This window comes from Pseudoalteromonas sp. UCD-33C (genome assembly GCF_001306895.1).
GTDB lineage: Bacteria > Pseudomonadota > Gammaproteobacteria > Enterobacterales > Alteromonadaceae > Pseudoalteromonas.
In genome coordinates, this window is record NZ_LJTB01000001.1 from 596,822 (window position 1) to 620,519 (window position 23,698).

The window sequence follows — 23,698 nt, forward strand, 5'->3', positions numbered from 1 at the left end:
TTATGCAAGAAACGATAAAAAAAATCTTTACCGAAAATATTCAAGTTCAAATAGCGGCAGGTGAAGTACTGCCAAGCGCACTTGAATCGGCAGCGTTCACCATTGCACAAAGTCTTATTAACGGCAATAAACTGCTGTGTTGTGGCACTCCTAGCTGCCACATGTTGGCACAGCATATGGCTGGGCTGTTAATTAACTTTTATGAAACCGAGCGCCCATGCCTACCCGCAGTTGCGCTTGCACAAGATCAAGTTAACTTAGGCTCAGCCGCAAATAATGATGAGCACGAAACCTTTGCACGACAAATTCGTGCATTTGCACAGCAAGGCGACCTTTTATTAGCAATTGCTGTCAATGGTAATGAAAAGCAGATTATCTCAGCCGTTGAAGCGGCACTGACCCGTGATATGAAAGTGATTGTGCTTGTTGGTGATGATGGTGGTGAATTAGTTGGCTTACTTGGCCCAAATGATGTTGAAATTCGTGTTCCATCCAAACGCCCAAGCCGTATTGTTGAATCACACTTAGTGAATTTACACTGCCTCAGTGAGCTTATCGATTTAACCTTATTCCCACAGGAAGAAAATTAATGTTTAAACAGTCTTTACTAGTATTTGGTACCGTTTTATTGCTGCAAGGCTGTGCAGCTGCCGTTGTCGCCGGTACTGCAGGCGCTGTAACTGCTGCGAATGATCGCCGCACGATTGGTTCACAAATCGACGATAACAACATCGAAATTAAAAGTTCTATTGCTATCAGCGAAAATGAGCGCCTGCATAAATTTGCTAACGTTAACGTCATTAGCGTTAATGGCATTGTGCTTATGATTGGCCAAGTTGCTAACGCAGAAATGAAAGATGAAGCACAACGCGCTATTGAAGGCGTTGATGGTATTCGTAAAATCCACAACCAAATTCGCATTGGTTCAAATATTGGTATGAGTACGCAAACGCACGACTCTTGGTTAACTTCTAAAGTGAAAACGCAATTGCTCACCACAGAAAGCATCAGCAGCAATAACATCAAAGTCGTAACAGAGAATGGCGAAGTCTTTTTAATGGGCTTAGTGAGCGACTCTGAAGCGAATTTAGCGGTTGATGTAGCACGTAACGTATCAGGCGTTGAACGTGTTATTAAAGTGTTTGAATATCTGTAACGCTAAATAGTTAATTAATAATAAAAAACCCGCTAAATAGCGGGTTTTCTTTTGTCTGACTAAGGTTACTTAATCACTCGTAAGTGAGCACCTTTTTTCTTCTCTGGTTTAGCTGGTGGTTCATCATCTGGCGTAACATCGTCAGGTGTTTCAACACTTTCTAATACCGGAGCAAAATCGTCTTCGTCCTCGATGAATTCTTCTGCAGTAAATACAGTCCCTTCACCATTCTCACGTGCATAAATTGCGAGCACAGCACCCATAGGTACGTACACTTGCATTGGTTGGCCACCAAAGCGCGCATTAAAGCTAAGCTGTTGGTTGTCCATTGCAAATTGTGTTACCGCTGATGGGCTAATGTTCAAAACGATCTGACCGTCTTGCACAAACTGTGTTGGTACTTGTACAGCAGGAAAATCAGCGTTAACCACTAAGTGTGGTGTGCACTGATTATCAACAATCCAATCAAAGAAAGCGCGTAGTAAATAAGGACGATTAGGCGTCATTATAAACGGATCTCACGCTCTGCTTCAGTTAGTGAAGCTTGGAATGATTCACGCTCAAATAAACGCAACATGTATTCTTTAAGCTCTTTCGCGCCTGCACCATTAAGCTCAATGCCAAGCTCAGGTAAACGCCAAAGTAGTGGTGCTAAGTAACAATCAACTAAGCTGAACTCTTCACTCATGAAGTAAGGTGCTTCAGAGAAGATTGGTGCAATTGCAAGTAACGCTTCTGTAAGCTCTTTACGTGCTTGCGCAGCTTCGCTGCTACCGCTAGTGATTTTGTTAGCTAGGCTATACCAATCCGTGTCGATACGATGCATCATCAGACGACTACGGCCACGCATAACCGGATAAACTGGCATTAGTGGAGGATGAGGGAAACGTTCATCAAGGTATTCCATGATGATGTTTGCCTGATATAAACCAAGCTCACGATCGATCAGTGTTGGTACTGTACCGTAAGGGTTAATCTCATGAAGTGCTTCTGGCAGGTTATCCTTTTCAGCCAGGTGAATGTCAACACTTACACCTTTTTCAGCAAGTACGATACGTACTTGATGGCTATACATACAGTTAGCACCAGAAAACAGGGTCATTACAGGGCGCTTATTGGCAGCTACGGCCATGCCTACCTCCATTATATTACAAAAACAGCAATAGGGGCTTAAGCCCCTATCACAAAACTACCTTTCAAAATGCCCAGGATTAGTGAACATCTCTCCAGTATTCTTTCTTCAGCATGAATGCCAAGATAAATAGAATCACTAGGAAACCAATTACCTTAAGACCTAACGCTTCTGACTCTAAACGTGACGGCTCGCCAACGTAAGCTAAGAAGTTAGTTAAGTCACGAGCAGCACGATCGTACTCGTCAACACTCATTTCACCAGAACCATCTGTTTCAACGCCAACAACTTTAGTCACAGTGTGACCATGTTCTTCCACTTCTTCAGTGATTGGTGTTGGTAAACCTTGTAGTTCTTGAAGAACGTGTGGCATACCTACCGATGGGAAAACAACGTTGTTTACGCCAAACGGACGAGACTCGTCTTTATAGAATGACTTCAGATAAGTGTAAATCCAGTCAGTACCACGAACTCGCGCAACAAGCGTAAGATCCGGTGGCGCTGCGCCAAACCATTTAGCTGCGTCATCTTTATCAATCGCATTTTTGATGTGGCTACCTACTTTTGAGCCATCAAAAATTAGTTGCTCTTGACCAATCTCAGTAGGAATACCGATATCGCGGAACGTACGCTCATAACGTTGATACTGCATTTGGTGACAACCAAGACAGTAGTTCATGAACAATTTAGCACCGCGCTGTAAAGATGCGTTATCTTTAAGGTCAATGTTCGCATCCATTAAAGGAACCGAAGGACCTGCTGCCATTGTCAACGATGGCAACAATGCGAATAAACCGATAATTAGCTTTTTCATCATTTCGTCAACCTCGTTGGTAATGGCTTAGTTTTCTCATTCTTGCTGTAAACAAATAACAATACGAAGAACATGAAGTATGTCACAGTCGTGATTTGTGATAACAGCGTTTTGAAATCAGTTTGTGGTGTAGCACCAACCCAACCCAAGATAACGAAAGTTACCACGAATTGTGCGATGTTTAACTTGTGTAAACCACAACGATAACGAATAGAGCGAACCGAACCACGGTCAATCCAAGGTAGTAACGCAAGCACTACGATAGATGCACCCATCGCCACAACACCCATTAACTTGTTAGGGATTGCACGTAGGATTGCGTAGAATGGCGTAAAGTACCAAACTGGGAAAATGTGCTCTGGTGTTTTCAGCGGGTTAGCTGCTTCGAAGTTTGGCGCTTCTAGGAAGAAACCATTCATCGCAGGCATAAAGAATACAACCCAACAGAATAAGATTAAGAAACCAACCACACCCACAATATCTTTTACTGTGTAGTAAGGGTGGAACGGGATTGCATCAACAATGTCTTTCTTGTTGGTGTAATACTCGTGGAATTTGAATTTAGGCTTATCTTCTTCAGCTACAGTGCCTTTCTTACGCTTAATTTCAACACCATCAGGGTTGTTTGAACCCACTTCGTGTAGTGCAACAATGTGTAAGAATACTAAGATAACGATTACTAAAGGTAATGCAATTACGTGTAGTGCAAAGAAGCGGTTAAGCGTAGCACCAGAAATTACGTAGTCACCACGGATCCAAAGCGTTAAGTCATCACCAATAACCGGAATCGCACCGAATAGTGAAATGATTACCTGTGCACCCCAGAAAGACATTTGTCCCCAAGGTAGTAAGTAACCCATGAAAGCTTCAGCCATAAGCGCTAAGAAGATGAACATACCGAATAACCACAGTAATTCACGTGGTTTTTGGTAAGAACCGTAGATCATGCCACGGAACATGTGCAGGTATACAACGATAAAGAACGCTGATGCACCTGTTGAGTGAAGGTAACGAAGTAACCAACCGTATTCAACATCACGCATGATGTATTCTACCGATGCGAAAGCACCTTCAGCAGATGGTACGAAGTTCATTGTTAACCAGATACCAGTTACGATTTGGTTAACAAGTACTAACATGGCTAAAGAGCCAAAGAAGTACCAGAAGTTAAAGTTTTTTGGTGCTGGATACTGTGCAATATGCATGTTCCAAACACGTGTCATTGGAATACGATCGTCGATCCAACCAATAATTTTACCAAACATTACGCCACTCCTTTTTCTTCACCGACTAGAATAGTCGTGTCATCAAGGAAGGTATACGGAGGAATTTCTAGATTTAATGGTGCAGGTACAGATTGGAATACACGACCAGCCATATCAAATTTAGAACCGTGACACGGACAGAAGAAACCGTCGTCTGTGCCCTCTACTTTCTCACCAAAGCCACCTTGTAGGAAGCTAGGAGAACAACCTAAGTGCGTACAAATACCAACAGCAACGAAAATTTCAGGACGTTGCGAACGATATTCATTGGTTGATGATTCAGGTTGTTGAGGCTCTTCAGACGCAGGATCACGAAGTTGACCTTCATGTTCTTTCATCTGTTCAAGCATTCTTGGTGTACGATTAATAACCCAAACAGGTTTTCCTCGCCACTCAACACGTATTAATTGTCCTGGCTCAAGCTTGCTGATATCTACTTCTACAGGCGCACCCGCAGATTTAGCTCGCTCACTTGGATTCCAAGACGCAATAAAAGGAACAGCAGCCCCAGCCGCACCAACACCACCAACAACAGAGGTAGCTATGGTTAAAAAGCGACGTCGGCCATTGTCTACAGGCGCATTGCTCATCCACTTATCTCCACTATGATTCCCAACACTTGCCATATTGAGAACATCAGTTACAGCAGGTTAATTTTTAGAAATTTCAAAATAGACGCGATCATAATTAAAACCCTTGATTAAAACAAGGTTATTCACAGTCTCATGCTCGAATAAACCCTATTTAATGAATTATTAATTTAGGTTAGCTCGAGTATGAAGCCGCTGGTTATGATAACGCATATAAAAAAACAATATACTGACCAAGATCAACCTCACTAAGAGGAAACAGAATTCTGCATTAGCTGTTGTTGAACTCACTCACATTACTTGCCCCCCAATTGTAGCAAAAAATTTCATCAATTAACTGATGGATTTAAGCTAATTTTGCTAAATCTTGAAGTTTTTTTACTGTTATACGTACTAATTATTATCAGTGGTTAATTATCGAACGAAAAAAGGTAGGATTTTGCGCTTCTGCGAGATGCGAGATGCGAGATGCGAGATGCGAGATGCGAGATGCGAGATGCGAGAAGTATATGGGAATATTAAGCCTTGGCAAGAACTTGTTCATTCAAGCAGTGATCCCTCTCTCGATCAGCTAAAAACTGACGGCTTAAAGCTGACAGCTCTGAAAAACAAAAAACCCAGCCGAAGCTGGGTTTTTGGTATTCTGATAAACGTAAATATTAACGTTTTGAGAATTGTGGACGCTTACGTGCTTTCTTAAGACCCACTTTCTTACGCTCAACTTTACGTGCATCACGTGTAACGAAACCTGCTTTACGAAGTGTAGGACGTAGAGACTCGTCAAACTCCATAAGTGCACGAGTGATACCGTGACGGATAGCACCAGCTTGACCAGTAGTACCACCACCTGAAACAGTGATGTGTAGGTCAAACTTTTCAGTCATTTCTACGTGCTCTAATGCTTGACGAACAACCATGCGAGCAGTCTCACGACCGAAGTACTCTTCTAGAGAGCGCTTGTTGATTACGATGTTACCAGTGCCTGGGCGTAAGAATACGCGAGCACTTGAACTTTTACGACGACCTGTACCGTAGTATTGATTTGCCATGATAGTGCTCCTTAAATGTCTAGAACCTGAGGCTGTTGTGCAGCATGGTTGTGCTCAGTACCTGAGTAAACTTTAAGTTTACGGTACATTGCGCGGCCTAAAGGACCACGTGGCAACATGCCTTTAACAGCTTTTTCGATGATCATTTCAGGCTTTGCAGCTTGAAGCTTGTCGAAAGTAGTAGACTTAAGACCACCTGGGAAACCAGTATGAGCGTAGTACATTTTGTCTTTTGCTTTATTACCAGTAACAGTAACTTTCTCAGCGTTGATAACGATGATGTAATCACCAGTATCTACGTGAGGAGTGTATTCAGCTTTATGCTTACCGCGTAGGCGACGAGCGATTTCAGTAGCGATGCGACCTAAAGTTTTACCTTCAGCGTCAACTACGTACCAGTCACGTTTTACTGTTTCTGGCTTAGCAACAAACGTTTTCATTTATTAAAATCCAATGTTTTTTAATTAAAACCACAGGTAATTATTATTAATTACCGCTCTAAGTTGAATGCTTTAACCCCTTCGAGTTTAAGACTTTGAGCCATCAATTAGAGGCTAAACTAATATCTGGCAATAGAACGCAACGTGGCAGACGCGGGAGTATACCAGCACTTGAACCACATTGCTATATGATGGTTGTTTTTTATTCGAGAAAATCAGCTATCAGCTATCAGCTATCAGCTATCAGCTATCAGCTATCAGCTATCAGCTATCAGCTATCAAAAACATAAAACCAGAGAAATAAATGTAAAGCTATTGTGGTTAAAAACATAAAAACTAAACCACTATCTCGATCAGCTAAAAACTGACGGCTGAAGGCTGACAGCTCTACTACGCTAGATGCTCTTTTGCTAAATACTCTAGCGATTGCATTTCTTGTAGTCGGCTAATACAACGCTTAAATTCAAAATTTAAGTTACCTTCGCTATATAGCTCGGTTATTGGCTTTTCAGCAGAAATAATCAGCGTTACATGACGCTCGTAGAATTCATCCACTAACGCGATAAAACGACGTGCGGCATCATCATTGGCTTGGCCTAATGATTTTACGTTAGACAAAATCACCGTGTTATAAAGTCGGCTTATTTCCATGTAATCAACTTGGCTGCGGGCTGTTTCACATAGTTCACTAAACTCAAACATAGCAATACAGTCAGACACTTTACGGGTTTTGATCATCCGCCCTTCAATTTCAATTTCTTTATCGAGCACACCGGGCTCAGGTGACAACTTATCGAAGTATTCAAATAAATTATCATCAGCTTGCTTATCAAGCGGACTATGGAAAATTTCGGCTTGCTCAAGGGTACGTAAGCGATAATCAACCCCCGAATCAACATTAACAATTTCGGTATTGGCTTTTACCAGTTCTATTGCTGGTAAGAAACGCGCACGTTGTAAACCGTTTCGATATAGCTCATCAGGCACGATGTTTGATGTCGCAACCAGCACAATACCGCGTTCAAATAATGCTTCCATCAAACCACCTAGTAACATTGCATCAGTGATATCTTGCACAAAAAATTCATCGAAACAGATAATGTCTGTTTCTGATTTAAAGATATCTGCAACCACATTTAATGGATTACTGGTATTTTTTAACTTTTTCAGCTCATCATGCACGCGATGCATAAAACGGTGAAAGTGCACACGCATCTTACGATCAGTAGGTAAAGCTTCGTAGAAAGTATCAACTAAATAGGTCTTACCTCTACCTACTCCGCCCCAAAAATACAGCCCTTTTATACTTGGCGTGCTATCTTTAGAGAATAGTTTGGCAAACCACCCCTTCGCGGCCGGTTTGTCTGCCGTTAGGTCATCATAGAGTCTTTGCAAATGGCGCACTGCATTTTCTTGCGCTGCATCATGTACAAAGTCTTCACGTTGTAAATCTTGTTGGTATTTCTGCCAAGGAGTCATAGGTCGTTACAATAAAACACAGTTAAATTTGCACAGTATATTAACACGCATCGTATCTCAGGGTATATTAGCCCGCAGTATGATTTCACAATCAAATTAAGCATATTTTAATAATGATTGGACTATAAATGCTTTTAAAGCATTTGTTTTTGTTATTTTTTCCCAAAGGGGTAGATTTATGGGCACAATTACCTGGATAGGTATTCTAATCATCGTTGCAATTTCAGCATTCTTCATTGGTGCTTTTGCAACCAAAAAACAATTTAAGCAAGACGAACTAGAACAACAAGTCGAGCAAGCTAACAATGCGCTTGAACAATATCGTCAAGATGTGGCTGATCATCTGGCGAGCACAGGTAAGCTAGTATCTAAAATGAAAGATAACTACGACCAGCTACTGAACCATGTAGAAGAAACAAATAAACTACTACTTGCTGATAAAAAACAGCATCCAAATGAGCCGTTCTTTTCTAAAGAAACGACTGAGCAATTACAAAACTCATTACAAGACCGCAGAGGCGATCGTTCAAGTGCCGAAGCTCAGCCTGCTGACTATGTTGTTGGTGAAACGGGCTTGTTCACTGGCTCAGAGAAAGTTTCAGAACATTCTAAAGCCTCTTGATGAACTTTTTTTTGACCCCATAGTCTTTAGATATAACAGCTTTATATCTAAACCAAGAAAAGGGCTGCTTATGCAGCCCTTTTTAGTTTTTGCTTTATCTCTGAAGTGGAGTAAACCCAGACTATGAAAATGAAATTATCTGTTATCAGTGCTGCTATTTTATCTTCTAGCTTATTATTAAGTCCTGCAATTTCAATGGCAAAACTTCCTGTTGCTGTAAATGGTCAACAATTGCCAACCCTAGCACCTATGCTTGAACAGATCACACCGGGAGTGGTGAGTATTCAAGTGTCAGGCTCTAAAGAAGTTCGCCGCCGTGCGACTCCTTTTGATGACTTTTTTGGTGTTCCTCGTGGTGGCAGTCAAAAGCGTGAATTTAGTGGCCTAGGCTCAGGTGTGATCATTGATGCAGACGAAGGTTACGTGGTAACCAATAACCATGTTATCGAAGATGCCGAAAAAATGGTGGTGACCTTAGAAGATGGTCGCGAATATGAAGCAACTAAAATCGGTAGCGACAAAGAATCAGATATTGCCTTATTGCAAATTGATGCAGAGGACTTAACCGCGCTTAAAATTGCCGATTCAGATCAGTTACGTGTAGGTGATTTTGCAGTTGCCATTGGTAATCCATTTGGTTTAAGTCACACAGTAACATCAGGTATCGTCAGTGCCCTTGGCCGTAGCGGTTTAAATATAGAAGGCTATGAAGACTTTATTCAAACCGATGCAGCTATCAACCAAGGTAACTCAGGCGGCGCGTTAGTTAACCTTAATGGTGAGCTGATTGGTATCAACACCGCTATCTTAGGTGCATCTGGAGGCAACGTGGGCATTGGCTTTGCAATTCCATCTACCATGATGAAGAACCTTGTTGACCAAATTATCGAACACGGTGAAGTGCGCCGTGGCTCATTAGGTATTTCGGGTCGCCCACTTGATGCAGGCCTTGCTAAAGCACAACAACTCGACGTGAAGCAAGGCGCTTACGTTATGCAAGTAATGGATGATACCGCAGCAAGTAAAGCGGGTATCAAAGCCGGTGATGTAATTATTAGTGTCGATGGCACCGAAATTAGTGGCTTCCATGAACTACGCAGTAAAATTGCTACACTTGGTGAAGGCAAAAAAGTAAAACTGGGCATTTACCGAGATGGCAAAGTTAAAACTGTTAATGTCACGCTCGATGGTGCATCAGCCACAACTGCCGCAGGCGAAGAGACACACCCAGCTTTCCAAGGTGCAACATTAGAAAACACTCAGAAGAGTGATGGTAAAGGTGTTGAAGTAACCGGCGTGCAAGCACGTTCTCCTGCTGCTCGCGTTGGCCTTGAAGAAGGTGACGTGATCATGCAAGTTAACCGTCAACGCGTTGAAACAATTCGCGACATGAATAAGATCATCGAAAATACCAAAGGTAACATCGTACTAGGTGTTAAGCGCGGTAGAGAGCTTATTTTCGTACTGATCCAGTAAACCTAGTTGATAAATCATGAAAAAATAACAGCGGTGCTTGCCGCTGTTATTTTTTTTGTGCCATCATTAAGGGATTGCTCACTGATAATAAGAATACTGTGCTAAAACTTTTTAAATTTATCCTTCCTCCGCTTTTCACCGGTTTAGGCATTGCCTTTTTAGTGGTGTTATTTAGCCCAAGCCTTCGTACCACACTGTTACCAGATATGAATTTACCTGCGGCGATATCATCAGAGCACATGAGCTTTGCTGATGCAGTGCAAAAAGCAGCACCGTCGGTTGTTACTATTTTTTCAGAAAGCATTTCCAATCAACCGCGCTATAAACGCCAAAACACCGTTCAAGCTCTTGGCTCTGGTGTGATCATGACCCAAGACGGCTATATTCTGACTAACTACCATGTAATTAAAAATGCCGATCTCATTATCGTCACGCTGGCTGATGGCCGTCGCTTTTATGATGTACAAGTGATTGGTTTTGATACTCAAACAGATTTAGCGCTATTAAAGATCAGCGCTGAGCATTTACCAAAAATTCCAGTAAATGATAAATTTAAGCCACGTGTTGGTGATGTTGTTTTAGCGATTGGAAACCCGCTTAACTTAGGCCAAACCATTACCCAAGGTATAATCAGTGCGACGGGTAAACAAAACTTAATCGATAGCCCTTACAGCAGCCTGTTACAGATGGATGCTGCGATTAACGTAGGTAACTCAGGTGGCGCGTTAGTCAATTCACGAGGTGACTTAGTCGGTATTACCTCGGCACAATTTAAAACTCATGAAAATCTCGATATTCAGGGTATCTTTTTTGCGGTACCTTACTCGATTGCCAAAGATGTGATGGATAAGCTAATCAAACATGGTCGTGTCGTTCGTGGCTATTTAGGCTTCAGTGGCACAGGTATTGATAGCACGGGCAAAGATGTAAGCGATAGCTTTACACCTGTTGCAGGCATGCGTATTTCTCAACTTGATCCATTTGGCCCAGCTTGGAAAGCAGGCATCAGAGAAACTGACATTGTAATCAAAATTGGCGGTATTCCTGTAGCCAACCCACAACAAGTGCTCGAGAAACTTGCGAATACAGAACCAGGTAAAGAGCTTGAATTTGAGATTTACCGCGATGGTAAAGTCTTAAAAGTGATGGTAACTGTTGCTGAACTCGAAGACGAGCAGTAGTTACTGAAACAACACAGATATAAAAAAGGCCTAACTGATGTTAGGCCTTTTTTATAAGTCTTAGCGATTAGCTTGAACGACGCTTGATATTGGCACCTAGAGCACTCAACTTATCTTCAATGCGTTGATAACCACGATCTACGTGATAGATGCGGTCAACAATAGTCTCACCTTGAGCAACGATGCCAGTAAGAATCAGACTTGCCGAGGCACGTAAATCAGTTGCCATTACCTGTGCGCCCGATAAGCTTTCGGTATCCCCACAAATTGCTGTATTACCTTCTAAGCGAATGTTTGCGCCCATACGCTGTAACTCAGGCACGTGCATAAAACGGTTTTCGAAAATCGTTTCTGTGATGGTTGCACTGCCCTTCGCTACCACATTTAAAGCTGTAAATTGCGCTTGCATATCGGTAGGGAAGCCCGGGTGTGGCATAGTCTTAATATTAACCGCTTTTAGTTCGCGGCCACGCATATCAAGGTAAATGCTGTTATCAGTGACTTCAACCAAGGCATTGGTAGCACGCAGCTTTTCAATCACAGGATCAAGACTATGGTGGTCTGTATTTTTACAAAGCACTTCACCGCCAGCCATTGCCGCCGCAACCAAGAAAGTGCCTGTTTCAATGCGATCAGGAAGAATGCTGTACTCACAACCCGATAGTGACTCAACCCCTTCAATTTCGATACGGCTAGTGCCTGCACCGCTGATCTTCGCACCCATCGCAATTAAGCAATTAGCAAGATCGGTAATTTCAGGTTCGCGAGCTGCATTTTCAAGTACTGTTTTACCGTCAGCCAGCGTTGCTGCCATCAGTAAGTTTTCTGTTGCGCCAACACTGACCATCTCCATAAAGATTTCAGCGCCTTTTAAGCGACCATCAACCTTTGCGTTGATGTAACCATTTTCAACCTTGATGATAGCGCCCATGCGCTCAAGACCTTGAATATGGATATCAACTGGGCGAGCACCAATTGCACAACCACCAGGCAGTGATACTTGCGCTTCACCAAAACGAGCAACTAAAGGACCTAATGCAAGAACTGAGGCACGCATTTGCTTTACCAGATCGTACGGTGCAAGCGTTTTATCAACCGTCGCACCATCAATGATTAGCTTGTCTTGCTGCCACTCGACATTTGCACCCAGTGTTTTTAACAAGGCTTCTGTGGTGCCAATATCGCGTAAACGAGGAACATTACTAAAGGTACTTTTGCCCTGCCCTAAAAGCGCAGCAAAAAGAATTGGAAGAGCGGCATTTTTAGCGCCAGAAATAGTGACTTCACCTGCCAGCGAGGTGCCACCTTGAATAACAAATTGATCCATTAGGAGGCCCTGCGACTATTGAGGTAAAATAAATTTTTGTTCGCGTTTCCATTCAGTCGGTGTGAACGCTTTAATAGATACAGCGTGGATTGTACCGTCTGAGATTGTTGACATTAACGGAGCATAAACCAACTGTTGCTTCTTCACGCGAGATAAACCATCAAAACACTCACCAACAGCAATCACTTCGTAGTGGCTACCATTTGCTTTAACAATCACTTCATCTAGTTTTAGTTCGTCGCGTAATAACGTTTCGACTTGGCTTGTTTCCATAAATCTCACTCAAATAAGTTTGTGACCTGACCCAATTGCATTAAATTTTGCAATTGTTCAGGGCTATTTTGCAGTTCAAGGTGAATACCTTGCTGCTTTAATTCTGCGAAAGAGTGAATTAACCAAGCTAAGCCCGCTGTGTCAACCCTAGATAGCCCAGAAAGGTCAAAATACCATGTTTTATGGCTAGAATCTGGCTTGGCGTTCAGAAGGCGTTCACGGCCAATTGAATTTCGAGTCAGTTCGCCACTGACTCGAAACTGGTTATCTTCAAGTTGAGTAATCTCGACTTTACTCATCGCCACCATCACCTCTAAATTGCACTGGCAGTTGGCTCTTCTGCTCTAGTAAGTCACTTACATAATCTAGACCATGTTGGCGTAAAATACCTTGTAATTCACTTTGTTTAGCATCAAGCAAACTAATACCTTCTGCGATCATATCGTACGCGCCCCAGTCACCACTTCGGTCTTCACGTACTTTAAAGTCGATTCTGATATCAGGTTTACCGGCTTCAACAATCTTAGTTTTAACAACCACCACATCTTGGCCTTTGAAAGGCTGAGGCGGAGCAAACTCAACGCTTTGATTAGTGTATTGAGTAAACACACCTGCGTAAGTAGCAATTAAATACTTTTGAAAAACGTCAATGAAGCGTTGTAACTCTTTAATCGCTTTCGCTTTTTCCTCTTTATCTTCGATAGCACGCACCTTTGACACGTGATTACCTAGTACGCGCAGTGCAGCATACTTGTAGTCAATGTAAGGCATTAGCTCTTCTTCTACAATAACGCGAAGATGCTCTTTGTCTTTCGCGATAAGAGGTTGGTCTTTGGTAATACGTGCAAAAGTATTATCTGACACTGTACGAACCATTTTGTACGGGTCTTTTAAATCAACCTTAGGTTCAGCGGCTTGTGCGTTTAGGCTAAACAGCACAGCAATACATAATAAAAACTTCTTAAACATAATTATTCACCACCCTGGTTGAATAAGAACTGACCGATTAACTCTTCTAAAACAAGCGCTGATTTTGTATCAGTAATGTAGTCACCATCTGCAAGCGCTTTGCTTTCAACACCAAATAGATCATCTAGATCTGTATCATGCTCACTTGCTGTTACATCTTCACCCATACAGCGTTGCTCAGCAGATTCAGGGGCAATAACAGGGTTAATGCCTAAGTACTGCTCACCTAAAATACCTGATGTCAAAATAGAGATTGATGTTGTGTCTGAAAACTTACATAAGTAATTTGCATCAATCGCCATATTTACCACAGGCACAAACTCTTTTGGGTGAATAAAGATTGATTCAACTCGGCCAACAACTACACCACCTACTTTAATCGGCGCACGTGCTTTTAAAGAACCAATGTTTTCAAACTTTGCGTTCAGTTGGTAAGTCTCACCACTACCACTAATGCCGGCATTCGCAACTTTAAATGCTAATAATGCAAATGCAGCGATACCAAGGGCTACAAAAAAGCCAACTAATATTTCTAATTTCCGTGAATTCATCTTTATACCCTAATTAGCTGGTAAACATTACCGCTGTTAAAATAAAGTCAAAACCTAATACTGCCAATGACGAGTGCACAACGGTTTCTGTTGTCGCTTTACTGATCCCCTCAGATGTAGGAACACAGTCATAGCCTTTGTAAAGTGCAATCCAGGTCACAATCATGGCGAATACAAAACTCTTAATCATGCCGTTCACAATATCTTGTTGAAACGACACTTGCGCTTGCATGATTGACCAGAAGCTTCCTGAATCAACACCAAGCCAATCAACACCCACTAAATGAGCGCCGATAATAGCAACCGCAGAAAATATTAATGCAAGTAATGGCATACTGATAAAACCAGCCCAAAAACGCGGTGCAATAATGCGTTTAAGTGGATCAATCGCCATCATTTCTAAACTTGATAATTGCTCGGTTGCTTTCATTAAACCAATTTCAGCAGTAAGTGCACTGCCCGCGCGGCCTGCAAACAGTAACGCAGTTACTACAGGGCCTAACTCCCGTAATAAGCTCAATGCCACTAAAGGCCCTAAGCTATCTTCAGCACCATAGCCTACTAATACGGTGTAACCCTGCAGGGCGAGCACCATACCGATGAATAAGCCTGACACCATAATGATTAAAAGAGATTGCGAGCCCACCATATATAATTGGCGAACAAGTAAAGGCGTGCCTTTTTTGAAGTTCGGCACATTAACGAGTGCACCAAACAGCATCTGAGTTGAACGACCAAGCGCGGCAAAGCGCCCTAATGTTTTGTGACCTAACTTCTGGAATAGATCAAGCATTATGCACTCCTAGTAATTCATCATCATACGCAGGAGCTGGGAAATGGAATGGTACAGGACCATCCGATAAACCATTTAAGAACTGTTGCACAAGCTCAGATTCATGGTTTTGCATTTGCTCTGGTGAACCTTCGCCTATCACCCCTTGATCAGCAATGATGATCACGTGATCAGCAATGCTCATAACCTCTGTTACATCATGGGTCACGATAAGTGATGATAAACCTAGCACCTCATTCAGTGATTTAATTAGCTTAACTAACACACCCATAGAGATAGGATCTTGGCCAGCAAATGGCTCATCGTACATGATAAGCTCTGGATCAAGAGCAATTGAACGCGCTAAAGCAGCACGGCGAGCCATACCACCAGAAAGCTCAGACGGCATTAAGTCTTGTGCGCCACGTAAGCCGACAGCTTGTAATTTCATTAAAACGACAAGTCGGATTAAATCTTCGCTGAGTTGAGTATGTTCGCGCAAAGGAAAGGCGATATTGTCAAACACTGACATATCGGTAAATAAAGCGCCACTTTGAAACAGCATACTCATTTTGGTGCGGGCAGCATAAAGTTCCTTGCGAGTCATGCCAGGAATGCTGTTGCCTTCAAATAAAATGTCACCAGAATCAGGTTTAAGCTGACCGCCAATTAAGCGCAACATGGTGGTTTTACCAATGCCGCTTGGTCCCATGATAGCGGTAATCTTGCCTTTCGGAATGTTAAAACTCATATTTTTATATATGATTCTATCGCCCCGTGAAAAGGTTACATCCTTGATTTCTACTATTGATTGCGACAAGTCGCTCTCCATAACGTTTTTCACTAGTTTTGCCATTTTAAGGGTTTTTTAGTCAAGATGGAAAAAACAAATCGTAAAATTTTGTAATATTTTCTATCAATAAATTCTAAAGCTAGCTGCAAAGAGCTTAACGAAACCTGAAATTTAGTTTCCTTGCTAAGCACGCTTTATGCTCGCCAGCCCATTCTTTTACTTATACTTTCAGGTTCGCTTTTGTTACTATTTGCAGTCATCTGTATAAGTAATGTTGGCGTATCACAATGGTGACTTCTTTTGTCATTTTAATTATTGGTTTTGCTGCACTCGTTTGGAGTGCCGATCGGTTTGTTTATGGGGCGGCTGCACTCGCAAAAAATATGGGGATCCCCACCCTAATCATTGGTTTAACCGTTGTTGCTATGGGCTCATCAGCCCCTGAAATGATGGTATCTGCGTCGGCAGCACTTGCTGATAAAACAGATACTGCGGTAGGTAATGCGGTCGGTTCTAACATTACTAACATCTTACTTGTACTTGGTGTCACAGCTTTACTACGCCCTCTTTCAGTATCTTCAATGACACTTAAACGCGAAATGCCGCTGGTACTGTTAATCTCAGTAGCCGCTTGGTATGTGTTCTCAGATAACTATTTTTCGTTCGCTGAAGGCATTGCCTTGATGATTGCTTTTGCTGTGTTTATTGGTGGTTTAGTTATTGTTTCTCTGCGTGCTAAAAACCAAGATGACCCATTTGTCAGCGAAGCATGTGAAGATGTTCCGAATGATGTCAGTACCAAATCTGCCGTATTTTGGTTAGTCATCGGCATGATTTTATTACCAATTAGTTCACACTTTTTAGTTGAATCAGCCGTTGATATTGCGAAATATTTTGGTCTATCAGACCTTGTAATAGGTTTAACCATAATTGCTATTGGTACCAGCCTACCAGAGCTGGCGGCCTGTATTGCTGGGGTATTAAAGAACGAAGACGATTTAGCGCTCGGGAATATCGTTGGCTCAAACATTTTCAATTTACTCGCCGTATTACCACTTGCGGGTATTATCAACCCATCAATTATTGACCCTTCTGCGGCAAACCGCGATGCACTTATCATGATTGCAGCAACGATTGTATTGATTGCCATGTCATTGAACTTTAAAGGTGCTCGTCGTATCAATAGAGTAGAAGGTTGCTTCTTGTTAATCGCATTTATTGCATATCAGGGCTATATTTTCAGCCAAGTAGGATAATTAATGACACAACCTAGCTTTATCGCGCAGGGTAAGCGCGTACTCGAAATTGAAGCACAAGCTTTACAAGAAATTGAGCAATATATAAATCAAGATTTCGATAACGCTTGCCAATTAATGTTCCAATGTACAGGTCGTATTATTGTGATTGGTATGGGCAAGTCTGGCCACGTTGGTAATAAAATTGCGGCGACCCTTGCAAGTACTGGCACACCGGCATTTTTTGTTCATCCTGGCGAAGCAAGCCACGGTGATTTAGGCATGATCACCCGTGATGATGTGGTGATGTGTATTTCGAACTCAGGCGAAACCAGCGAAGTACTTAGCATTATTCCTGTTATCAAGCGCATTGGCGCAAAAATGATTTCACTAACAGGCAACCCAGACTCAACCATGGCAAAACTGTCTGATGTACATGTGTGCATTAAAGTAAGCCAAGAGGCATGTCCATTAGGCCTTGCGCCAACTGCAAGTACCACAGCGACCTTGGTTATGGGTGATGCAATAGCGGTTGCGTTACTTGAAACCCGTGGTTTCACAGCCGATGATTTTGCGCTTTCGCACCCGGGTGGCAGCTTAGGTAAACGTTTATTGCTTATATTAGATGATGTGATGCACGCAGGCGACGCCACGCCAATCGTTAGCGAAACCCAAAGCATTAAAGACGCACTAATCGAAATGTCAGCCAAGGGCCTTGGTATGACCGCGGTGATTGGTGCAGATGAAAAGTTAGTCGGATTATTCACTGATGGTGACTTACGCCGTATTTTAGAACAGCGCACCGATATCCATAACACGGCAATTAGCCAAGTGATGACTCGTTCATGTACAACTGCTCGCCCTGATATGCTTGCAGCTGAAGCTTTAAATATTATGGAACGTAAACGTATCAATGGTTTAATTGTGGTAGATCAAAGTAATACGCCAATTGGTGCCCTTAATATGCAAGACCTATTAAAAGCAGGAGTTCTTTAAGCAATGACATTCGCCGAGCTATACCAGCCTCTTAGCCCTGATGTGAGTCAGCGCGCACAAAAAGTAAAATTGCTAATCTGTGATATAGATGGTGTTTTTTCTGATGGCCGAATTTATTTAGGTAATGATGGCGAAGAGCTTAAAGCATTTAATACTAAAGATGGCTTTGGTATTAAAGCGCTCATTAATAGTGGCTTTGAAGTGGCTGTGATTACTGGCCGCCATTCACAAATAGTTCAGCAGCGAATGACTAGCCTAACAGTTCAGCACATTTATCAGGGACAAGAAGATAAGCTGATTGCTTATCAAGAGTTAAAAGATAAACTGGGGCTGACTGATGAACAAATTGCCTATATTGGTGATGATGGTCCAGACTTACCAGTAATGGAAAAAGTAGGGTTTGCTGTTGCTGTAAACGACGCACACCCACTGATTAAAAAGCTGGCTCATTACACCACATTATTACCAGGTGGCTTTGGAGCTGTGCGTGAATTAACTGATTTACTCATGTTAGAAAACGGTAAGCCGTTAACTAGCGATGGAACCAGCGCATGAATATAGCCCGTATTTTACTGAGTATTGTTTTTGTTTGTTGCATGGTGTGGTTATGGTACCCGTACTTTAACCAATCAACAGACACAATAACTAGTGAAGACGAGATCATCGCAACACCTGATTACACTGCTGTGGCGTTAAAGCAAACAGCGTATGATGAGCAAGGCAAAATTAGTCATAAAGTGGCTGCTGCTAAAATGGAGTTGTATCAACAATTAGGGTTTACCTTTTTTGAGCAACCTATTTTTACTATTTATGGCGACCAGCATGTTTGGCAAGTAAAAGCCAAAGAAGCCACATTGTATGAAAACGATCAGCTGATTTTTGAAGGGGATGTAGTTGCTAAAAACTTAACCCACAACGGCATGATTGAAGATATAAAAGCAGAAAACATTAATGTCGATATTGATAAAATGACCATGTTTTCTAAGCAACCTGTGACACTAACAGGACCGAATTTAAAGATTACCGGTAAAGGCTTAAAAGCCGATTTAAAAACCGAAATTGTTGAGTTAACTAACCATACACGAACCATATACTATGACCAATAAACTGAAGAAATTACTCCTGATCCCAAGCTTATTGATTGCCTTTTCGGGCGCAGCTGCCGAGCAAACAGGCGCTCAAATTAGCATTAGCTCAGATCGCCAAGTAGGTAAACTAAAAGATGGCGTTGGCATATTTGAAGGTAACGTAGAGATCGTGCATGGTAATCGTCGTATTACCGCTGAACGCCTTGAAGCACACGGCGGTGACACCGAGGGTACAGTAGAGTTAATTATTGCCACAGGTAAGCCTGCTTACTTCGAAGAAAAGCAAACTGATGGCACCGTGATGAGCGCCAGCGCCGAAGAAGTTCGTTATGATGTTGCAAAACGCTTCTTAACCTTAAATGGTGAAGCTGAAGTTACTCAAGCTGGTCAAAAAGTGACAGCAAAAAGCATTACCTATGATATGGCACAGCAGCTGATCAGTGCTGAAAAAGACGAAAACTCAACAGATCGTGTACACACTATTTTAGTGCCTGTTGAAAATAAAAAAGACAATAAAGGCCAACCATGAGTACATTAAAAGCAGAGCTTTTAGCTAAGAGCTATAAAGGCCGCCAAGTGGTTAAAAATGTCGGTCTTGAAGTTGAAGCGGGCAGCATTGTTGGCTTGCTTGGCCCAAATGGTGCGGGTAAAACCACCACCTTCTATATGATTGTAGGCCTAGTCCCAAGCGACAAAGGTAAAATCAGCATTGATGATAACGATATTACCCTTTTGCCAATGCACAATCGTGCCCGCTTAGGTATCGGCTATCTGCCACAAGAATCGTCAATTTTTCGAAAGTTAACGGTTTACCAAAACTTGATGGCTATTTTAGAAACCCGCAAAGATCTAAACAAAGCAGGTCGCGAAGAAACACTAAATAGCTTACTCGATGAATTCAGCATCCAACACATTCGCGATAGCCAAGGTATGGCGCTGTCAGGTGGTGAACGCCGCCGCGTTGAAATTGCCCGTGCATTAGCCGCTAATCCTAAATTTATTCTTTTAGATGAGCCTTTTGCTGGTGTTGATCCGATTTCAGTGTTAGATATAAAGAAAATTATTGAGCACCTAAAAAATCGTGGTATCGGTGTACTAATTACTGACCATAATGTTCGAGAAACCCTTGATGTTTGTGAAAAAGCCTACATTGTTTCTCATGGGGAGCTAATTGCATCAGGCACACCTGAGCACGTATTAGCAGACCAAACTGTACGCGATGTATATCTAGGCGAGCAATTCAGGCTGTAACCATTACGCCAGCGACTAGAGCATCTGCTAGACTAATAACAATGACAATAAATCGATAATGACTTAACTGTGTTTGCACAGTTATCGATAACTTTAAAAGGATTGTTAGGGATACATGAGGCAATCATTACAGCTGCGCATGGGCCAGCAACTTACAATGACTCCACAACTGCAACAAGCTATTCGTTTGTTGCAGCTCAGTACATTGGATCTCCAGCAAGAAATTCAAGAAGCGCTTGATAGTAATCCCCTACTTGAAGTGGAAGAAGCGGATTACAATGAAGAAAGCACCGGCAAGAATGAGCAAAAAGCGGAGTCTGACGATGTGCAAGTCAGCGCGTCTGCCGAAGAAGCACCTAGCGAGTACGAGCAAGAAAGTAGTGATGCTCTCAATAAAGACACCGTAAGCGATGACTTAGCCATGGATGTTACTTGGGATGAGTACATGAGTGCCGCCCCTTCAACATCATCAGGGCCAATGCCTGAAGATGAGTCTATCTATCAAGGTGCATCAACCGAAACTCTTCACGAATACCTAATGTGGCAATTACAGCTCACGCCATTTAGCCCTACTGATGAAGCGATTGCTGTCGCAATTGTAGAAGCTATCGATGATTCAGGTATTTTAACGGTAAGCTGTGAAGATATCGTCGAAAGCTTTAATCAAAATAACGATGAAGAAGAAATCGAACTTGATGAAGTCGAAGCGGTCTTAAAAAGAATTCAGTTATTTGATCCTGTGGGTATTGGCGCGCGCAGTTTACAAGAATGTCTGTGCATTCAGCTACGCCAATTCGATGCCGATACGCCATATTTAGCTGAAACTAAAATGGTTTTATCTGAGCATATCGAATTATTAGCGAGTCGCGACTATCGAACTTTGATGAAAAAGACTAAGCTTAAAGAAAACGAGCTTAAAGAAGTGATGACGCTCATCCACAGCTTAAACCCTAAGCCTGCGGATAGCATAGTACGCGAAGAGTCTGAGTACGTCATACCTGATGTATCAGTGAAAAAAGTAAAAGGTCGCTGGGTAGTCGAGTTAAACCCAGATTGTATGCCAAAGATTAGAGTGAACAGCCAATATGCAGCTATGTCTCGCTCAGTTAAATCAAGTAGCGACAGCCAATTTATTCGTTCTCACTTACAAGAAGCAAAGTGGTTTATTAAGAGCTTAGAAAGCCGTAACGATACGCTATTAAAGGTGACCAACTGTATCGTTCAACAACAACAAGCTTTCTTTGAACATGGCCCTGAAGCAATGAAGCCGATGGTGCTAAATGATGTTGCTGAAATGGTCGAAATGCATGAATCGACGATTTCACGGGTAACAACGCAAAAATATATGCATACCCCACGGGGTATTTTTGAGTTGAAATATTTCTTCTCAAGCCATGTCAGCACCGAAAATGGTGGTGAGTGTTCTTCTACAGCAATACGCGCTTTAATCAAGAAGTTAGTCGCTGCAGAAAACTCAGCTAAACCATTGAGTGATAGCAAAATTGCAGATATATTGGCTGAGCAAGGAATTAAAGTAGCTAGACGTACAATTGCAAAATATCGTGAGTCTCTAGCAATACCTCCGTCTAATCAGCGTAAGAGTCTGATTTAGACGTTTTACATAGAAGGAAAAATGCTTATGCAACTAAATTTAACTGGTCGTCATGTAGAAATCACAGATTCATTAAGAGACTATGTAAACACCAAGTTTGCGAAACTAGAAAGGCATTTTGACCATATTAATAATGTTCATGTCATTCTAGATGTAGAAAAATTAAGCCAAAAAGCAGAAGCAACTTTACATGTAAACGGAGGCGAATTATTCGCTTCTACAGAACATCAAGATATGTACGCAGCCATTGACTCACTGGTCGATAAACTTGATCGCCAAGTCATTAAACACAAAGAGAAATTAGCTCGACATTAAATTATGAAACTAAGTTCACTTACTAACCAGGACTGCAGCAAAGCTGCGGTCCTTTTTAATAGCAAAAAAAGAATTCTTGAATATATCAGCGAACTGGCCCACCAGCAGCTTCCTCATTTATCGCAACAAGATATCCTAGATGCTTTACTCAACCGAGAAAAACTAGGTAGCACCGGCATTGGCCGAGGTATTGCTATTCCACATGGCCGAATGAGCGGCGCAGATGAGCCTCATGCATTTGTGATAGTGAGTGAATCCCCTATTAATTTTGATGCAATTGATAATCGTCCAGTTGATATTTTTGTGGCACTCATCGTACCAGATGGTGACTGTCAGCTTCACCTAAAGACCTTATCAACAATTGCTGATAGACTTAAAGATAAAGAGTTTTGTAAACAGCTGCGTAGTGCTACTACCGATCAGCAACTGTTTCAGGTCATATCAGCAGAGGCATAAATGGAATTAATAATTATCAGCGGTCGCTCAGGCTCAGGTAAATCGGTCGCTTTACGAGTACTTGAAGACTTAGGCTATTATTGCGTTGATAATATTCCGGTTAATTTACTGCCTTCGCTCGTACGTAGTGTGTCTGATAACTACGATAAAATAGCGGTCAGTATCGACGTACGTAACTTACCGAAAGAGCAGCAAGAATTTAATGATATTCTTGAGTACCTGCCAGGTTTCGCAAACCCAACACTATTCTATTTAGACAGTGATGACCAAACTCTGATCAAGCGCTTTTCAGAAACACGCCGCTTGCATCCACTATCTATTGATTCTTTGCCGCTTGATCTGGCCATTAAACAAGAAAAAATCCTGCTTGATGTGTTGATCACTCGCGCTGACTTTATGATTGATACCACTGATCTAAGTGTTCATCAGTTAGCAGAATCAATTCGCGAAAAGATTTTAGGTAAAAAAGATAAAAAGCTAATTATTACTTTTATGTCGTTTGGCTTTAAGCATGGTATTCCAAAAGAAGCTGACTACGTTTTTGATGCACGCTTTTTACCTAACCCACACTGGGAACCTGATTTAAAGCCACTAACTGGCCTTGATCAACCAGTAAAAGATTACCTAGCTAGCCACAGCATAGTGCAAAAGTTCACTTGGCAAATACAAACCTTTGTGCAAACTTGGTTGCCACATTTAGAGCGTAATAACCGCAGTTACCTGACCATTGCTATTGGTTGCACCGGCGGCCAGCATCGCTCTGTTTACTTAGCGCAAACAATTGGTGAGAGCTTTGCCAAAAGCCATGCTAATGTAAAAATTCGCCACCGCGAACAAGACATTTAATTAGGCACCA

General features: G+C 42.0%; 30 protein-coding genes. 15 read left to right on the forward strand and 15 right to left on the reverse strand.

From position 1 onward, the window contains the following. Window positions 1–2: 2 nt before the first annotated feature. Both AOG26_RS02590 and dolP read left to right on the forward strand, forming a co-directional pair. On the forward strand, window positions 3–590 hold the full coding sequence (locus AOG26_RS02590) for an SIS domain-containing protein (RefSeq protein WP_054561085.1): 588 nt from the start codon (window positions 3–5) through the stop codon (window positions 588–590). Beyond that, a complete protein-coding gene (dolP, locus tag AOG26_RS02595; protein WP_054561086.1) occupies window positions 590–1,156 on the forward strand; it encodes a division/outer membrane stress-associated lipid-binding lipoprotein in 567 nt (188 codons plus the stop codon). Before AOG26_RS02590 ends, dolP begins: the two co-directional genes overlap by 1 nt. Before the next feature lie 65 nt (window positions 1,157–1,221). On the opposite strand, the gene AOG26_RS02600 is transcribed toward dolP, so the two are convergent. From AOG26_RS02600 to zapE, 8 genes are all read right to left on the reverse strand, one after another. Beyond that, window positions 1,222–1,662: a ClpXP protease specificity-enhancing factor gene (locus AOG26_RS02600; RefSeq protein ID WP_054561087.1), complete on the reverse strand. Its 441-nt coding sequence runs from the start codon at window positions 1,660–1,662 to the stop codon at window positions 1,222–1,224. Beyond that, window positions 1,662–2,288: a stringent starvation protein SspA gene (gene sspA, locus AOG26_RS02605; protein WP_054554181.1), complete on the reverse strand. Its 627-nt coding sequence runs from the start codon at window positions 2,286–2,288 to the stop codon at window positions 1,662–1,664. Before sspA ends, AOG26_RS02600 begins: the two co-directional genes overlap by 1 nt. 79 nt (window positions 2,289–2,367) lie before the next feature. Continuing rightward, entirely contained in the window at window positions 2,368–3,105 is a 738-nt protein-coding gene (locus tag AOG26_RS02610; protein WP_054554180.1) for a cytochrome c1, read from the reverse strand. Continuing rightward, a complete protein-coding gene (locus tag AOG26_RS02615; protein ID WP_054554179.1) occupies window positions 3,102–4,367 on the reverse strand; it encodes a cytochrome b in 1,266 nt (421 codons plus the stop codon). The genes AOG26_RS02610 and AOG26_RS02615 overlap by 4 nt, the downstream gene beginning before the upstream one ends. Continuing rightward, window positions 4,367–4,957, reverse strand: a complete 591-nt coding sequence (gene petA, locus AOG26_RS02620; protein ID WP_054554178.1) for a ubiquinol-cytochrome c reductase iron-sulfur subunit — start codon at window positions 4,955–4,957, stop codon at window positions 4,367–4,369. Before petA ends, AOG26_RS02615 begins: the two co-directional genes overlap by 1 nt. A gap of 659 nt (window positions 4,958–5,616) precedes the next feature. Further along, window positions 5,617–6,009: a 30S ribosomal protein S9 gene (rpsI, locus tag AOG26_RS02625; protein WP_095209788.1), complete on the reverse strand. Its 393-nt coding sequence runs from the start codon at window positions 6,007–6,009 to the stop codon at window positions 5,617–5,619. 8 nt (window positions 6,010–6,017) lie between these two features. After that, window positions 6,018–6,446, reverse strand: coding sequence for a 50S ribosomal protein L13 (gene rplM, locus AOG26_RS02630; RefSeq protein WP_054561088.1), 429 nt, complete (start codon window positions 6,444–6,446; stop codon window positions 6,018–6,020). A gap of 390 nt (window positions 6,447–6,836) precedes the next feature. After that, a complete protein-coding gene (gene zapE / locus AOG26_RS02635) occupies window positions 6,837–7,925 on the reverse strand; it encodes a cell division protein ZapE (protein ID WP_054561089.1) in 1,089 nt (362 codons plus the stop codon). A 178-nt stretch (window positions 7,926–8,103) separates the two neighbouring features. Between zapE and AOG26_RS02640 the strand changes: the two genes are divergently transcribed. The 3 genes from AOG26_RS02640 to AOG26_RS02650 all read left to right on the forward strand — a co-directional run bounded on the left by AOG26_RS02640 (window position 8,104) and on the right by AOG26_RS02650 (window position 11,204). After that, window positions 8,104–8,547, forward strand: coding sequence for a YhcB family protein (locus tag AOG26_RS02640; protein WP_054561090.1), 444 nt, complete (start codon window positions 8,104–8,106; stop codon window positions 8,545–8,547). A gap of 123 nt (window positions 8,548–8,670) precedes the next feature. Beyond that, entirely contained in the window at window positions 8,671–10,023 is a 1,353-nt protein-coding gene (locus tag AOG26_RS02645; RefSeq protein ID WP_054561091.1) for a Do family serine endopeptidase, read from the forward strand. Window positions 10,024–10,121: 98 nt separating this feature from the next. Further along, window positions 10,122–11,204, forward strand: coding sequence for a trypsin-like peptidase domain-containing protein (locus tag AOG26_RS02650; protein ID WP_054561092.1), 1,083 nt, complete (start codon window positions 10,122–10,124; stop codon window positions 11,202–11,204). Between the two features lie 67 nt (window positions 11,205–11,271). Here the strand turns inward: AOG26_RS02650 and murA are convergent, their stop codons facing one another. The 7 genes from murA to AOG26_RS02685 are packed head-to-tail and all read right to left on the reverse strand — an operon-like array spanning window position 11,272 to window position 15,928. Then, window positions 11,272–12,531: a UDP-N-acetylglucosamine 1-carboxyvinyltransferase gene (gene murA, locus AOG26_RS02655; RefSeq protein WP_054561093.1), complete on the reverse strand. Its 1,260-nt coding sequence runs from the start codon at window positions 12,529–12,531 to the stop codon at window positions 11,272–11,274. Between the two features lie 15 nt (window positions 12,532–12,546). Continuing rightward, a complete protein-coding gene (locus AOG26_RS02660) occupies window positions 12,547–12,804 on the reverse strand; it encodes a BolA family protein (protein WP_054554171.1) in 258 nt (85 codons plus the stop codon). 5 nt (window positions 12,805–12,809) lie between these two features. Further along, entirely contained in the window at window positions 12,810–13,103 is a 294-nt protein-coding gene (locus tag AOG26_RS02665; protein WP_054561094.1) for an STAS domain-containing protein, read from the reverse strand. After that, the gene (locus AOG26_RS02670) at window positions 13,096–13,773 is read right to left on the reverse strand and encodes an MlaC/ttg2D family ABC transporter substrate-binding protein (RefSeq protein WP_054561095.1); all 678 of its coding nucleotides are present in this window, start codon (window positions 13,771–13,773) and stop codon (window positions 13,096–13,098) included. The genes AOG26_RS02665 and AOG26_RS02670 overlap by 8 nt, the downstream gene beginning before the upstream one ends. Window positions 13,774–13,775: 2 nt before the next feature. Further along, on the reverse strand, window positions 13,776–14,324 hold the full coding sequence (mlaD, locus tag AOG26_RS02675; protein ID WP_054561096.1) for an outer membrane lipid asymmetry maintenance protein MlaD: 549 nt from the start codon (window positions 14,322–14,324) through the stop codon (window positions 13,776–13,778). Window positions 14,325–14,337: 13 nt separating this feature from the next. Next, window positions 14,338–15,117: a lipid asymmetry maintenance ABC transporter permease subunit MlaE gene (gene mlaE / locus AOG26_RS02680; RefSeq protein ID WP_054554167.1), complete on the reverse strand. Its 780-nt coding sequence runs from the start codon at window positions 15,115–15,117 to the stop codon at window positions 14,338–14,340. Next, window positions 15,110–15,928 (reverse strand): ATP-binding cassette domain-containing protein, encoded by an 819-nt coding sequence (locus tag AOG26_RS02685; protein WP_082401555.1) that lies wholly within the window; start codon window positions 15,926–15,928, stop codon window positions 15,110–15,112. The genes mlaE and AOG26_RS02685 overlap by 8 nt, the downstream gene beginning before the upstream one ends. A gap of 248 nt (window positions 15,929–16,176) precedes the next feature. Here AOG26_RS02685 and AOG26_RS02690 point away from each other — a divergent pair, with 248 nt between their 5' ends. The 10 genes from AOG26_RS02690 to rapZ all read left to right on the forward strand — a co-directional run bounded on the left by AOG26_RS02690 (window position 16,177) and on the right by rapZ (window position 23,688). Next, window positions 16,177–17,145, forward strand: a complete 969-nt coding sequence (locus tag AOG26_RS02690; protein WP_054561098.1) for a calcium/sodium antiporter — start codon at window positions 16,177–16,179, stop codon at window positions 17,143–17,145. 3 nt (window positions 17,146–17,148) lie between these two features. Beyond that, entirely contained in the window at window positions 17,149–18,120 is a 972-nt protein-coding gene (locus AOG26_RS02695; protein WP_054561099.1) for a KpsF/GutQ family sugar-phosphate isomerase, read from the forward strand. Window positions 18,121–18,123: 3 nt separating this feature from the next. Further along, a complete protein-coding gene (gene kdsC, locus AOG26_RS02700; RefSeq protein WP_054561100.1) occupies window positions 18,124–18,675 on the forward strand; it encodes a 3-deoxy-manno-octulosonate-8-phosphatase KdsC in 552 nt (183 codons plus the stop codon). Continuing rightward, window positions 18,672–19,226 (forward strand): LPS export ABC transporter periplasmic protein LptC, encoded by a 555-nt coding sequence (gene lptC, locus AOG26_RS02705; protein WP_054561101.1) that lies wholly within the window; start codon window positions 18,672–18,674, stop codon window positions 19,224–19,226. The genes kdsC and lptC overlap by 4 nt, the downstream gene beginning before the upstream one ends. After that, window positions 19,216–19,737 carry a lipopolysaccharide transport periplasmic protein LptA gene (gene lptA / locus AOG26_RS02710; RefSeq protein ID WP_054561102.1) on the forward strand — a complete coding sequence of 174 codons (522 nt, stop codon included), beginning with the start codon at window positions 19,216–19,218 and terminating at the stop codon, window positions 19,735–19,737. Before lptC ends, lptA begins: the two co-directional genes overlap by 11 nt. Next, complete coding sequence (gene lptB, locus AOG26_RS02715; RefSeq protein ID WP_054561103.1) at window positions 19,734–20,459, forward strand: LPS export ABC transporter ATP-binding protein; 726 nt, start codon at window positions 19,734–19,736, stop codon at window positions 20,457–20,459. The genes lptA and lptB overlap by 4 nt, the downstream gene beginning before the upstream one ends. A 115-nt stretch (window positions 20,460–20,574) precedes the next feature. Continuing rightward, entirely contained in the window at window positions 20,575–22,071 is a 1,497-nt protein-coding gene (locus AOG26_RS02720; protein WP_054561104.1) for an RNA polymerase factor sigma-54, read from the forward strand. A 27-nt stretch (window positions 22,072–22,098) separates the two neighbouring features. Further along, on the forward strand, window positions 22,099–22,386 hold the full coding sequence (gene hpf / locus AOG26_RS02725; RefSeq protein ID WP_054561105.1) for a ribosome hibernation promoting factor: 288 nt from the start codon (window positions 22,099–22,101) through the stop codon (window positions 22,384–22,386). Between the two features lie 3 nt (window positions 22,387–22,389). After that, a complete protein-coding gene (gene ptsN / locus AOG26_RS02730) occupies window positions 22,390–22,842 on the forward strand; it encodes a PTS IIA-like nitrogen regulatory protein PtsN (protein ID WP_054561106.1) in 453 nt (150 codons plus the stop codon). Beyond that, window positions 22,843–23,688, forward strand: coding sequence for an RNase adapter RapZ (gene rapZ / locus AOG26_RS02735; protein WP_054561107.1), 846 nt, complete (start codon window positions 22,843–22,845; stop codon window positions 23,686–23,688). The last annotated feature ends 10 nt before the right edge of the window (window positions 23,689–23,698 follow it).

Bases quoted from the DNA above. Each gene is read 5' to 3' on its own strand.
- AOG26_RS02590 (WP_054561085.1), top strand. From the start codon at position 3: ATGCAAGAAACGATAAAAAAAATCTTTACCGAAAATATTCAAGTTCAA.
- dolP (WP_054561086.1), top strand. From the start codon at position 590: ATGTTTAAACAGTCTTTACTAGTATTTGGTACCGTTTTATTGCTGCAA.
- AOG26_RS02600 (WP_054561087.1), bottom strand. From the start codon at position 1,662: ATGACGCCTAATCGTCCTTATTTACTACGCGCTTTCTTTGATTGGATT.
- sspA (WP_054554181.1), bottom strand. From the start codon at position 2,288: ATGGCCGTAGCTGCCAATAAGCGCCCTGTAATGACCCTGTTTTCTGGT.
- AOG26_RS02610 (WP_054554180.1), bottom strand. From the start codon at position 3,105: ATGATGAAAAAGCTAATTATCGGTTTATTCGCATTGTTGCCATCGTTG.
- AOG26_RS02615 (WP_054554179.1), bottom strand. From the start codon at position 4,367: ATGTTTGGTAAAATTATTGGTTGGATCGACGATCGTATTCCAATGACA.
- petA (WP_054554178.1), bottom strand. From the start codon at position 4,957: ATGAGCAATGCGCCTGTAGACAATGGCCGACGTCGCTTTTTAACCATA.
- rplM (WP_054561088.1), bottom strand. From the start codon at position 6,446: ATGAAAACGTTTGTTGCTAAGCCAGAAACAGTAAAACGTGACTGGTAC.
- zapE (WP_054561089.1), bottom strand. From the start codon at position 7,925: ATGACTCCTTGGCAGAAATACCAACAAGATTTACAACGTGAAGACTTT.
- AOG26_RS02640 (WP_054561090.1), top strand. From the start codon at position 8,104: ATGGGCACAATTACCTGGATAGGTATTCTAATCATCGTTGCAATTTCA.
- AOG26_RS02645 (WP_054561091.1), top strand. From the start codon at position 8,671: ATGAAAATGAAATTATCTGTTATCAGTGCTGCTATTTTATCTTCTAGC.
- murA (WP_054561093.1), bottom strand. From the start codon at position 12,531: ATGGATCAATTTGTTATTCAAGGTGGCACCTCGCTGGCAGGTGAAGTC.
- AOG26_RS02660 (WP_054554171.1), bottom strand. From the start codon at position 12,804: ATGGAAACAAGCCAAGTCGAAACGTTATTACGCGACGAACTAAAACTA.
- AOG26_RS02665 (WP_054561094.1), bottom strand. From the start codon at position 13,103: ATGAGTAAAGTCGAGATTACTCAACTTGAAGATAACCAGTTTCGAGTC.
- AOG26_RS02670 (WP_054561095.1), bottom strand. From the start codon at position 13,773: ATGTTTAAGAAGTTTTTATTATGTATTGCTGTGCTGTTTAGCCTAAAC.
- mlaD (WP_054561096.1), bottom strand. From the start codon at position 14,324: ATGAATTCACGGAAATTAGAAATATTAGTTGGCTTTTTTGTAGCCCTT.
- mlaE (WP_054554167.1), bottom strand. From the start codon at position 15,117: ATGCTTGATCTATTCCAGAAGTTAGGTCACAAAACATTAGGGCGCTTT.
- AOG26_RS02685 (WP_082401555.1), bottom strand. From the start codon at position 15,928: ATGGAGAGCGACTTGTCGCAATCAATAGTAGAAATCAAGGATGTAACC.
- AOG26_RS02690 (WP_054561098.1), top strand. From the start codon at position 16,177: ATGGTGACTTCTTTTGTCATTTTAATTATTGGTTTTGCTGCACTCGTT.
- AOG26_RS02695 (WP_054561099.1), top strand. From the start codon at position 17,149: ATGACACAACCTAGCTTTATCGCGCAGGGTAAGCGCGTACTCGAAATT.
- kdsC (WP_054561100.1), top strand. From the start codon at position 18,124: ATGACATTCGCCGAGCTATACCAGCCTCTTAGCCCTGATGTGAGTCAG.
- lptC (WP_054561101.1), top strand. From the start codon at position 18,672: ATGAATATAGCCCGTATTTTACTGAGTATTGTTTTTGTTTGTTGCATG.
- lptA (WP_054561102.1), top strand. From the start codon at position 19,216: ATGACCAATAAACTGAAGAAATTACTCCTGATCCCAAGCTTATTGATT.
- lptB (WP_054561103.1), top strand. From the start codon at position 19,734: ATGAGTACATTAAAAGCAGAGCTTTTAGCTAAGAGCTATAAAGGCCGC.
- AOG26_RS02720 (WP_054561104.1), top strand. From the start codon at position 20,575: ATGAGGCAATCATTACAGCTGCGCATGGGCCAGCAACTTACAATGACT.
- hpf (WP_054561105.1), top strand. From the start codon at position 22,099: ATGCAACTAAATTTAACTGGTCGTCATGTAGAAATCACAGATTCATTA.
- ptsN (WP_054561106.1), top strand. From the start codon at position 22,390: ATGAAACTAAGTTCACTTACTAACCAGGACTGCAGCAAAGCTGCGGTC.
- rapZ (WP_054561107.1), top strand. From the start codon at position 22,843: ATGGAATTAATAATTATCAGCGGTCGCTCAGGCTCAGGTAAATCGGTC.